Below are 12,619 nucleotides of genomic sequence, written 5' to 3'. Positions count from 1 at the left end.
ATAGTCTAACTCATGAAAACAAACTGGATTAAAATTAGCTTACATCCTGTACTTAAGGATATAAAAATAGCACATCCCTATTCTGTATTTCAGAAATAGTAAAAGTGCTTGTAGAGCTTATTTGAGTTTTATACAACTTAAAATCCCAGTTATGGAGCCGAGCAGAATCGAACTGCCGCCTACACAATGCCATTGTGTCATTCTCCCGTTAAACTACGGCCCCGTTTTGATGGTTTGAACCCAAAAAGTTCAGAGGTGATGCTCCCCTAGCTGAGCTAATACCCCTTCATGAATTTCTTTGGTACAATAAGTAGTATATAGCAAAATTAAGTGATGATTCAATAGGCGAGAGGGTGGCGAGATGCAAAAAGTACAACAACACGCAGAACGTGAGATCCTAGCTCCACTATCTTTATGTGATTCAAAAGGAAATTTAAACCCTGCTGCCATAGGTTATTCACGAAAACCGTTAATTGATAGTAATTTATCTGGTCATTTTATGCGTAAGAAAAAATGGAATTATTGGTGTGTATACGGAGAAGATATTTTGTTTTCTGCCACCATACGACATATGGATTATGCGACTGTTTGTAGTGTCTATTTCTTAGATTATGAAACGCAACGCTTTTTCGAAAAGACCGTTACTATTCCACTTGGACAACGTGTGCATATGCCAAATCAAGTTTTAGAAACCGTGAAATTTTCGAACAATGAGATGAGTGTTCAACTTTTACATATGCAAAGTGAAACACATATGGCCGTTACGATTTCAAATTTTGATGGTGATTTGCTCCATGCTGATTTACATATAGAGCATCCTGAAAACGATGATTCGTTAAATGTGGTAATTCCGTGGAATCGCCAATTATTTCAACACACTGCTAAACATCACACATTACCAACACGTGGTTTTGTTAAAATTGGTGACAAGCGCTATACATTTAATCCGGAAGATAGCTACGCGGTACTCGATTACGGTCGCGGCGTTTGGCCTAGAACCGCTTCATGGAACTGGGCGATGGCTTCTCAGCGTGTAGGTAACAGGCGTATCGGTCTTAACTTTGGTGGAAAATGGACAGATGGTACTGGTATGACGGAGAATGCTGTGTTTGTTAATGGAAAGATGTCCAAAATCTCTGAAGATGTGATTTTCACCTTTGATGAAACAGATTTCATGAAACCTTGGCATATTCGATCAAAGTTTTCTCAAGTTGTAAATCTAACCTTCACTCCATTTTTCAAACGGGAAGCGACTATAAACGCTCGCCTCGTTAAGTCTAATGTCTATCATATGGTGGGCTATTTTAACGGTGTGGTTTATTTACAGGATGGCTCGCGTCTTGCTATAACTCAATTACTTGGAAGTATAGAAGATCACAACGCAAAATGGTAACTAACCCCTGACACTCCCTACCTGTTATCGCTTTAAAATAAAAATCCTTATTTCCCTTATTTACGGGAAATAAGGATTTTTTTAGTTGGTGATTAGTTAAAGATCGCTCAAGCACTCACAAATATATCGTTAAAATTTAGTTGCAGAATCTTCTCCGTCTATCCAGGTAACTGTTAAATAGAACTACTTCGCTTTCATCTTATTTTTATTTTTAAAAACATATTAAATCGTATGTTTTCATAAATTATTTCATTGTAAATATTTCCTAACCCCCTTATTTACGTGTCGAAAAACTATGATATATTTACTAGTAAGAGAATGATGTAGGAGGATTAAGTACTATGCAAAAATTAGGGTTTTTATTAATGGCCTTATTATGTTTTTTATTGCCTGCTTCGCTTTCTGAAGCAGAAGAAATTATGGTAACACCTGAGATTTCAAAATTTAACACGGAATCACGTTTTGATAAATCTAAGGACTTTGAAGTTAGGCAATTGATTGTCAAATTCAACGTTTCAGTTACAGAGAATCAAAAAACGCAAATTTTAGATTCTGAAGATTTAACAAAAATTTCAACTCAAGACACTGGAAACTTTACTCTTGTATCTATTCCGAAAGGCTCTAGTTTGAGTGAAGTGGCAGAAGACTTATTAAAACATAAACAAATTGAATTTGTAGAGCCTAACTACCAAGTAACAAATAGTTTCACACCGAAAGATCCCATGTATTCGAAGCAGTGGCATCTAAAGAAAATCCAAGCATCTAAGGCTTGGGATCAAACGAAAGGCGCCACTTCTGTAATCGTTGCAGTAATCGATGGTGGTGTGCAAACAACACATCCTGATCTAAAAGGTAAAATGGTTTCTCCATATAATGCAGTAACAAAAGGGAAAACCTTTAAAGCTAATGACCATGCGACTCATGTTGCGGGGATTATTGCAGCTACTTTAAATACTGCCGGAGGGGCTGGAGTTTCACCGAATGTAAAAATTATGCCGATCAATGTTTTTACTGGAGACAGTGCAAATATGTATGATGTTGCTAATGCTATCAGATATGCTGCGGACCACGATGCAGATATCATTAATATGAGTCTAGGCGGATATTACTATAGTTACGACTTACACTATGCTACTGAATATGCTAAATCAAAAGGAGTTTTGATTGTTGCTGCAGCGGGTAACGACGATACCTACGAAGAAACGTATCCGGCTTCCCTAGATGGAGTAATCGGTATCAGTGCAACTAATAGCGGAGATAAAATTACCCAATTCTCTAATTACGGATATAGTATTGATTTTTCTGCACCTGGTGAAGGGATTTACTCCACAATAAATGACAGTAAATATAGCGCAATGAATGGCACTTCAATGGCGTCCCCTGTTGTTGCCGGTGTTGCCGCTTTAATACTTTCTAAAAATCCACTGATGACGGCTGATCAAGTGGAAACCGTACTCCAAAAATCTTCTGTCGATTTAGGAAATATAGGTTGGGATGGCTATTATGGATATGGAAGAGTAGACGCATACAAAGCACTCCAAAAAACTTCTGCTCCTATTTCCAATATCACTATGTCATCTGCTACATTTACAATGACCGGCACAAATAAAAAAACAATTTCTTTCAACGCTTACAAAGGTTCAAAAGTATCTCTTTATGTTCAAAACTCGAAAGGCACAACCGTTAAAAAGCTGATTACAAATAAAACTTGGTCAGGTGGCAAGGTTTCTTCATCATGGAACGGCACTTTAGATAATGGCACTTATGCTTCTGGAGGTACTTATAAGATTGTTGCCAAGGTAAATGGTAATGGAAATAGTGTATACAAAAGTGCCTCTTTAAAAGTTTTGGATAAAGTGGTTCCTTCTATTAAAATAACTGGATCCGCTATCTATTCTCCGCCTGTTAAAGGCAAATTAACAATCCCTTATGAACTAAATAAAAATGCCAAGATAACTGCGCAAATTAAAGATAAAAATAATAAAGTAATTAAAACCATTCTTAACAATACAGCTGTTTCAGCAGGTAAGAAATCCATTGTTTGGGATGGGAAAGATAGTAAAGGCAAAAAGGTCAGCGATGGCTCTTATAGCCTTGCGATGTCTGTGATTGATGCAAATAAACTCAAAGGCACTTCTCGTAAATTTGCGATAACAGTTGACTCAATCAGTCCAAAAGGGAAAACTTCTTTGACACCAGCCATTTTCAAAATGGATGGAACAGCAAAGAACATCGGAAAAATCGATGTAAATGAAACTGTTTATATGACTGCTTATGTAACAACGGACAAAGGAGTCAAAATTAAAAAGCTTATCAACAACAAAAACATGAAAAAAGGCGCTTTGGCTCTTACATGGAATGGAAAGAATGATAAGAATCAGTTTGTTGCTGAAGGAAAATATAACTATTTAATAGAACTTCGGGATGTTGCAGGAAATAAAGCAACTGTGAAATCGCTTGTTTTCACTCTTCAAGACTGGAATAAACCTGTCATTCAAGGTTCGGCTGATTTCTATTACACTACTGAAGGAAATGCGTCGTTCTCTTATACTTTAAGCAAACCTGGAAAGGTTACTGTTCAAATATTGAATAACGGAACCGTAGTTAGAACTGTCGATCTCAATGTGTCCAAAAAGAAAGGAAAGCAACAATTCGTTTGGGATGGGAAAGATCTCTCAGGAAACCTACTTAAAGATGGGAAATATTCTTACAAAATCTCAATTGTTGACGCATATAAGTTGACTCATAGCTATAGCGGAAATATGAATGTGGCCATAACTCCAATTGAAATTGAATACCCAACTACCGTGCAATGGAATTATGATTACACCGCAGAGGTATACTATCAATTATCCGAGTCAGCAAAAGTGACAGTTGAAATTTATGATGGGAACACTAAAGTACGAACTTTAATGGCAGGAACAACAGTTACTAAAGGAATTAATTACTTTGAGTGGGATGGGTATGATGACGAAGATTATCCTGTCTCCGGTGATGAGTACAGTTATCACATAAAGGCCGTCAATAACGTAGGGAAAACAAAGACGATTATAGGGAAAATTACAGATGATGAGTATCCAGAATGGCTAGAGTTGCAAGAATACTATTTCACGCCATCCGATGAATATTCTAGTAGATACTCGCATCTTAATTTAGAACTTACCGTTACTAAACCTATGAAGGCTTCACTTTATGTAATTGATTCTTATAGTGAAGAAATAACGGACCAGAAGGATTACGACTTGGTAAAAGGATTAAACGAGTTGGTTTATGAAAAGGCTAATATTTGGGATAATAATATTTACTTTATTGGATACACCGATACTTTAGGCAATAAATATTATTATGGATTTGACGAAAACTCTTACAATGAAAATTCAATTGACACACAACAGTTTGAGTCTGATTTGAATCGGTCTTTTATAGAACAATTGAATTAATATTTAAAAAGGGAAGCTCCGAGTGACTGGAGCTTCCCTTTATTTTGAGCTTTTTAAGTTAGAGTATTTGTTGAGGTGCCTCCCCTTCACACTTCCCCTTCTTCAAATACCGACTTCATTCTTTCAGGAAAATCAGTGAAAATCGCATGGACTCCAAGTTTTTTTAATGCTTGAGCGTATTCTTCTTTGTTGACGGTAAACACGCGAATGATCGCACCTTTGAGTAAAGCTTCTTTGGTCGTCTTGCGATGAGCAGATGGTAGATAAATATGCAGAGCATCTGCAGGAACAACACGTGCGTAATCATATGCATCCACTAGCACATCCATAGTTAAGATAGCCACTTCAATGTGAGGGGCTATTTTTTTGAAATGGCGAACGGCTTCATGATCAAATGACGAAATCACCACTCGATCAGCCATCCCCATTTTTTCTACCAAATAAAGGACTTTCTCTCCCATACCTTCATAGGGGAAAATGTCTGATTTCAATTCAATGTTCACATGATGTGTCGTATGTTGAAATATCTCTAGCACTTCTGCTAAAGTTGGAATCGTTTCTCCTGCAAACTTGTCTTTAAACCAACTACCATAATCATACACACGTAATTCAGCAAGAGTTAAGTCTTTAACATAGCCAGCTCCGTTCGATGTTCGATCAATTGTTTCATCGTGAATGACAACTAACTCCCCATCTTTTGATAAATGTACATCAAGCTCGACGCCATGAATTGCAAGGCCAGCAGCTTCTTTGAATGCAGCTAGTGTATTCTCAGGATGCGTTCCGGACGCTCCGCGATGGGCATATATTTTCATGCTTAAACCTCCTTAAATTTCTGTACGCAATGTCCATAATTCTGGGAAGAAATATTGGTCTAATACTTTTTTCAAGTAATTGACGCCTGATGATCCACCAGTACCTTGTTTAAAGCCGATGATTCTTTCGACAGTTTTCATATGACGGAAACGCCATTGTTGTAGCCAGTCTTCGATATCAACGAGTTTCTCCCCTAATTGGTACAACTCCCAGTAAGTATCCACATCTCGATAGACAGTCGTCCATGCTGCTAAGACACTTGCATTTGGCTCATAAGGAGTTGATACATCACGACTAAGTACTGCTTCATCTATTGGCAATCCTGCACGCGCTAGCTTGCGAATCGCCACATCGTATAGTCCAGGTTGATGGAAAGCCTCTGTTAGCGTCTTTAATAAATCTGCGTCTTTTTCGTAAATTTTCAATACATGCTTCGTTTTGTAGCCAAGTGCAAACTCAATCATGCGGTATTGATAGGATTGGAAACCACTAGCGTTTCCAAGAGATGATCGGAACTCCATATATTCTGCAGGAGTTAGCGTAGATAAAACATCCCACCCTTGAATAATTTGAGTTTGAATCTTCGACACACGAGCGAGCTGTTTAAATGCAGGCTGTAAATCATCATTTTCAATATTTTTAATCGCTGCACGAAGTTCATGTAAGATGAGTTTCATCCACAACTCCGAAACTTGGTGGATGATGATGAATAAAGCTTCGTCGTGGTGATCGCTTAAGCCATCTTGTGCGGTTAACAATTTATCTAAATGAAGGTATTCCCCGTATGTCATTTCTTCTTTAAAATTTGTATGTAACCCCGCTTCACCTTGTGCTGCACGGTTTTGTCCGTTGTCCAATGAATGTTTATCCATTATAAAATCCCCTTATTTCTCTACTTTCACTCAACTCGGCTATCTGTATTATGACATGAGATATCACACATTCATATACTACTTGAATTTTGCGAAAATTCTTATTGCATTGCGTTATTAAACTATGTTACGATTCTATTCTGTTTTCAAACCCCAACATCTGTAAAAAAGCGAAAAGCGCCTTCTAGCTCGACACCGGCGCTGGAAGAACCGATGCGAAAGCCTGCTTTCGCCTGAGGGTCTGAAGTTTAGGTGCGAGCTGGCGCTTGTAGCTAGACAGTGCCTGGCATATAGACATTTCTAAATTGCAGGACGCAAAATTCTTCATATCGGAGGACTGTATGACACAGAAACATCCTGATTTTGAGCAAGAGCAAGAGCGCCTGACCTACACCAAAAAGTATATGCAACAGTTACTAGACGAATCTAAACGAGATGTAAAATCTGCACAAGAAAATATTCGTCATGCCATGGCAGATCTCGACTACTTGGATTCCAGTTTAAGCTATATGAATATTTTAACAAACGCACGGTTTTTCGAAATGGCTCGTTCTCAAAAAGAGGGATTAGAAGCCATTCAGCAAAAACCGTATTTTGCGCGCATTCATTTCCAAAAAGACGGTGAAGACAGTGAATTGTTGTACATCGGGAAAACGTCTTTATTCCACCGGGAAACGCAAGAGCCAATTATTGTGGATTGGCGCTCACCCGTCGCCAATGTCTATTACGATGGACGCCTCGGGGATATCGAATATGACGTTCGAGAAGACACTTTTACGGGGCATCTATTTTCAAAGCGTCAATACACGATTGAACAAGGCGAGTTACAATCCGTTCGTGATATTGATTTAACGACCAATGACGAGCTACTGCAAGAAGCCCTTTCAGGAAAAGCTGATGTTCGCTTAACTGAAATTGTATCGACCATTCAAGCGGAGCAAAATGAAATCATTCGTGCGCATTTAAAACAACCGATCCTTGTACAAGGTGCAGCAGGAAGTGGAAAAACGACGATTGCTCTCCACCGTATTTCATATTTCCTTTATACGATGGGCGAACACTTCCCAGCAGAGAAATTGATGATTTTAGCTCCATCTAAATTGTTTATGGACTATATAGCTGATGTATTACCAGAACTAGGTGTAAGTAAAATTTGCCAAACCACATACGCTGAATATGTTCTTCAAGCAACGAACATTAAAGTAAAACTTAAAGATTCAAATTTAAAGTTAGCCTCTTTGACCGAACAAGACGAGCCAGACAAATTGATGCTGTGGCAATCCCGGATGAAAGGTTCTCTTTTTTACAAAGAATTAATCGATATTTATCTTAAACAATACGAGAAATCAATTGCCGCTCTGTTTGAAGATATTTTCATTGAAAAATACCGAATTATGCACGGCTCACGATTGAAGAAACTGTTTCTTCATGATTTTGCATACATGCCGATTGAGAAACGATTGGAACGCATTAAAGTGATCTTACAATCTCACGTGCGTCAAAAGAAAAAAGAGCTTCTCTTAATGTTAAATAAAAAATACGATGATGCGCTAGATCAAGCATTAAATGGGATTCGTGATCCAGTGAGACGCAAATCAGAAGTGACGAAGTTTATTGATGAGCGGGACCGGAGGATTCCTTTAATAGAGAGAGAATCTAAAACGACGGCTTCTGCTTATTTAAGACGCTTTAAGAAAGCAAATATTAAAAAGATGTATCGTGATTTTTTAAACGATGAAAATTTGATAAACGGACACACATCACAGTGGACTGACAAACAAAGAGCTGCTTTCCTGCAAACGAATTCAATAGAATCGTGGGAAGTGGAAGATGTTGCACCTCTTTATTACATGCACGCTCGACTAAAAGGCATTTCTGATGAATGGAAAATGCGTGTGGTTTTTATAGATGAAGTGCAGGACTATAGTATTTTTCAACTAGCCGCTTTAAAAGAAGGCTTAGAAACAGATATGTTCACAATGGTCGGTGATTTAGCACAAGGAATTCACAGTTATCGAGCACTAACTTCATGGGATCCAGTGATCGAGTTATTTCCAAGAGCTACATATAAAACGCTCCAAAAAAGCTATCGAACAACCATTGAAATTATGGATATGGCCAACAGTATTTTGCAGCAAATGGATGAAGATTTACCGCTGGTTGAACCCGTTGTTCGCCATGGCATTGACCCACAATTCTATGAGATGACTACACTTGACGGGCAAAGAATTGTGTCCTTACTGCAGGCTATACGCAGTAGAGGTCATCATTCAATTGCACTGATTTGCAAAACGACTACGGAAGCCAACTCAATAGCCAAACAACTTGAAGATTTCCTTCCTATTCAATTACTGAGTGATCATTCGGACATTGACCAGGATAAACTACTCATTGTCCCAAGTCATTTAGCAAAAGGCTTAGAGTTTGATGCCGTGTTAATTGTTGCGATTGATACCCCCTTCCGTCATCATTCCATTGATCGCAAGTTGCTGTACGTTGCCATGACAAGACCCATGCATGAATTGCATTTAATTGCACCAACTCGCGAGCATTTTTTATTGTTTGATTAACGTTTCTCCCTTGCGGAGGAACGTTTTTTGTTTCCGACCACTAACTATGGGTTTCCGACCATCTAATTAATGGTTCCGACCATTTAACTTGAGTTTTCGACCAACTATGTAATGTTTTCGACCATTCGCTTTGAGGAGGACACAATCCCTCTTGAGAAAGACATCAACTTATCATCATAATCAGGTAAATCAATTAACGTTTCTTCCAATGTGGAGAAACGTTTTTTATTTTCCCCTTGCATATTTCAATTAATCCATGTATTCTTTAAATCGTAATCATTACTATTTACACTAAATTACGAAGGAGCGAACACATGCAAACTCAAATTCCCGTTACTGTCTTAAGTGGCTATCTTGGCGCCGGAAAGACAACTGTCCTAAACCACTTACTCGCGAATAAAGAAGGAAAGAAAATCGCGGTTATCGTCAATGATATGAGTGAAGTAAATATTGATTCACAACTACTTCAAGATGGTGGATTCTCTCGGACTGAAGAAAAATTAGTAGAGCTAACAAATGGCTGCATTTGTTGCACATTGCGCGAAGACTTAATGATTGAGGTTGAGAAATTAGCCAAGCAAGGAGATATTGATTATATTGTCATCGAATCCACAGGTATTTCCGAACCGATTCCTGTTGCACAGACATTTACATATATTGATGAAGAAATCGGGATAGACCTATCACAATATTGCCGTTTGGATTCGATGGTCACAGTCGTTGATGCATTCCGATTCTGGACTGATTTCGAAAGTGGTGAGTCTCTTTTTGAGCGGAAGCAAACAGATGATGAACATGATGTACGCGACGTGTCTGATTTATTAATCGATCAAATAGAGTTCGCCAACATTCTTCTAATTAGCAAAACAGATTTAGTTACCGCTGAATTTCTAGAAGCTTTTAAAGGATTTCTTCGAAAAATGAATCCCGATGCGATATTAATTCCAATTACCAAAGGTGTGGTTCCACCTTCAGAGATATTAAATCGCAACTTATTTGACTTCGAACAAGCGAGCCAGTCGGCAGGATGGATAAAGGAATTGAATGAAGAGCACGTCCCAGAAACAGACGAATATGGCATTAGCTCATTTGTCTATAGACGTAAACGTCCGTTCCACCCTGAGCGATGGAATGCTTGGTTAAGTGAATTCCCTCAAGAAATTATTCGTTCAAAAGGTTTCTTCTGGTTGGCAACACGCAATAAAATGGCTGGCCTTTTATCACAGGCGGGCAACTCTCTCCAATTCCAAGGTGCTGGTTATTGGATTGCCGCTCTTTCAAAAGCCGAGCAGCGTCAAATTATGTTTGAAGACGAAACCATTGCCGAAAGATGGGATAAGGTGCACGGAGATCGTCAAACTGAAATGGTTTGGATCGGACTCAAGATGGACCGTGAAGAGATAGAGTCTCAGTTGGACGCATGTTTATTAACAAATGAAGAAATGGAGAGTGATTGGACCGCATTGACTGACCCTTTACCTCCCTTTGTTGCTGCGAACTGATATCTAAGAGGAGAATATCTTTCGTGCATATAGGGTTAAAGGCAGTTCTGTTTTTCCGACCACTTACTATAGGTTTTCGACCATTTAAGTAGTGTTTACGACCACTTAACTTGTGTTTTCGTCCACTCTACGAAGGTTTGCGACCATTTATTTAAGGTTTTCGCCTATTCTCCTCCAGGAGAGCAGCAATCCAGGAGGGAAAGACACAGATCAATTTTCATGTTCCCTAAAAGAAAAACTCCAACAGCGGACTAATTGGCTGTTGGAGTTTTTACGTAATAATCAACTTGTAAAGTCGGTTTAAAGCCCGCTTTTTCATAAACAGATAATGCTTTGTCATTGTCGATTTCGACGTCTAGCATTACCGCTTCACTTCCTCGTCGAGAACCTTCTTCTTGAACAAACACCAGTAGTGCAGACCCTATTCCTTGCCCTTGATGTAATGGATCAGTAGCTAAGGCTGTTATCCAAAGTTTATCCCCCTCTTCAACAGCGGTAACGGTGCCAACAACTTCCCCTTGCTTTTTCGCTACAAAAACATGTCTGGAAGGATTCGAAACATTAAACTCGATCATTGTATGTACCTCATCTTCGGAATCACCAAAAGCGCTCATTAAGATTCTCGTAAGATCTTGTCTTTCTATTGTAAATGGCACTATATCTACTTCCGAGCTTGATGCATCTGCTCTCTTTTCCGCTTTTAATGTAGCTTCAGAAAAGTTCCATTCGTATCCTTCATTCAATAAGAAAGACGCTCCAGACTGTGATTCTTTAAGAGTGAGAGCAAGTTCGCTTTCACATCCCCGAATCTCAAAGTTCCGCAGTAATTCTTGTATTAACGCTTGTCCGAGTCCCTGTCTTCGGAAATCATGATGAACGAGAGCGCTCCATTCATACGAATGAATACCAATCATATCAACGGCTGTAATAACCCCTATTATTTCATCTCCTGCGTACGCTAGAACCGCGAACCCCTTTAATAACGGGTCTGTAATAACGGGAAGATTTAAAACTTGATCATATTTTATCTCTTCAAGCACTTCACTTTTCCTCACTAATGCCTGGATTTCACTAGATGTTTCAACATCTAAAGGAAACGAGACGGTCAATATGGTAATGTCCACAAGTATTTCCACCTTTCTTTCGTTGCTGTGTCGATTGTGTTTCATTTTGATAACAACTGTTTATTTCCTCTACAAAACGGATATATAATAGCAACAGTTTGATTAATTGGAGGAGCTAAATCATGGAAAAGAAACGTTTATCTTGGGTGGATGTCACGAAAGGATTCTTAATGATTCTTGTCGTAATCGGTCACTATCCTGGTCAACTTGATTTCCCTCTTGCGAAATATATTTATTGGTTCCACATGCCTGCTTTCTTTATTTTGAGCGGGATGTTCTTTAAACCTATTTTTGAAAAAGGGATTACGAAGCAAGCCATTCACAAACGCTTTATGCAGTTAATCGTACCATATTTATTTTTCCTTGTAACAATTACAGTGATTCGATATGGTATGGAGATCGGATCTGGGAATATGGATGTTTCCTGGTATTTAAATGACTTATGGACATTAGTAATCGGCGGGCGTTTTGCACGTGGTGCTTACGGTGTATTCTGGTTCGTAACTACATTGTTCTTTACTTACTTATTCTTTATTTGGATGACAAAGTATTTCAATCGTGTAAAACAAATCGCGATATTGACTGTTTTTTATTTGGTTGCTCATTTAGAGAGTTTATATGTGATGCAAGTAATAGGAGGAGCGCCAGACAAAGCTTCTCAGACTATCCCAATGATTTGGAACATAGACGTGGCACTAATGGCCGTGGTTTACTTTTCACTCGGATATTATATGAAAAACATATGGATGAATGTCACGAAACCTTGGTTAATCATCGGCTTTATTTTTAGTGTGACAGCCATTGTTCTTGATTGGTTTAAAGTGATTGATTATCACTTAAGTATGAAATTCTTACGCTATGAACATATCGTGTTAGATTTAGTTATTCCACTGGCAATGACT

General features: G+C 38.5%; 8 protein-coding genes and 1 tRNA gene. 5 read left to right on the top strand and 4 right to left on the bottom strand.

Features of this window, described 5'->3' with window-relative positions:
• Nucleotides 1-152: 152 nt before the first annotated feature.
• A tRNA-Ala gene (locus WBG45_RS06560) sits at nt 153-223 on the bottom strand.
• Between the two features lie 138 nt (nt 224-361).
• On the opposite strand from WBG45_RS06560, the gene WBG45_RS06555 reads away from it, so the two are divergent.
• Both WBG45_RS06555 and WBG45_RS06550 read left to right on the top strand, forming a co-directional pair.
• Nucleotides 362-1,393, top strand: a complete 1,032-nt coding sequence (locus WBG45_RS06555) for a DUF2804 domain-containing protein (protein ID WP_424413082.1) — start codon at nt 362-364, stop codon at nt 1,391-1,393.
• A 341-nt stretch (nt 1,394-1,734) separates the two neighbouring features.
• Nucleotides 1,735-4,833 (top strand): S8 family serine peptidase, encoded by a 3,099-nt coding sequence (locus WBG45_RS06550; protein WP_424413080.1) that lies wholly within the window; start codon nt 1,735-1,737, stop codon nt 4,831-4,833.
• 86 nt (nt 4,834-4,919) lie between these two features.
• Here WBG45_RS06550 and WBG45_RS06545 read toward each other — a convergent pair whose 3' ends face one another.
• Nucleotides 4,920-5,648, bottom strand: a complete 729-nt coding sequence (locus tag WBG45_RS06545) for a glycerophosphodiester phosphodiesterase (protein ID WP_424413078.1) — start codon at nt 5,646-5,648, stop codon at nt 4,920-4,922.
• A 12-nt stretch (nt 5,649-5,660) separates the two neighbouring features.
• On the bottom strand, nt 5,661-6,521 hold the full coding sequence (gene kynA, locus WBG45_RS06540; RefSeq protein ID WP_424413076.1) for a tryptophan 2,3-dioxygenase: 861 nt from the start codon (nt 6,519-6,521) through the stop codon (nt 5,661-5,663).
• Nucleotides 6,522-6,862: 341 nt separating this feature from the next.
• On the opposite strand from kynA, the gene helD reads away from it, so the two are divergent.
• Both helD and WBG45_RS06530 read left to right on the top strand, forming a co-directional pair.
• Entirely contained in the window at nt 6,863-9,091 is a 2,229-nt protein-coding gene (gene helD / locus WBG45_RS06535; RefSeq protein ID WP_424413074.1) for an RNA polymerase recycling motor HelD, read from the top strand.
• 314 nt (nt 9,092-9,405) lie between these two features.
• Complete coding sequence (locus WBG45_RS06530; protein ID WP_424413072.1) at nt 9,406-10,593, top strand: GTP-binding protein; 1,188 nt, start codon at nt 9,406-9,408, stop codon at nt 10,591-10,593.
• Between the two features lie 251 nt (nt 10,594-10,844).
• Here the strand turns inward: WBG45_RS06530 and WBG45_RS06525 are convergent, their stop codons facing one another.
• The gene (locus tag WBG45_RS06525; RefSeq protein ID WP_424413070.1) at nt 10,845-11,717 is read right to left on the bottom strand and encodes a GNAT family N-acetyltransferase; all 873 of its coding nucleotides are present in this window, start codon (nt 11,715-11,717) and stop codon (nt 10,845-10,847) included.
• A 122-nt stretch (nt 11,718-11,839) separates the two neighbouring features.
• Here WBG45_RS06525 and WBG45_RS06520 point away from each other — a divergent pair.
• The coding region (locus WBG45_RS06520; RefSeq protein WP_424413068.1) for an acyltransferase family protein at nt 11,840-12,619 on the top strand (780 nt) is incomplete at its 3' end.

This window comes from Paenisporosarcina sp. (genome assembly GCF_049671445.1).
Lineage (GTDB): Bacteria > Bacillota > Bacilli > Bacillales_A > Planococcaceae > Paenisporosarcina.
This window is presented reverse-complemented; position numbering and strand designations above follow the sequence as displayed.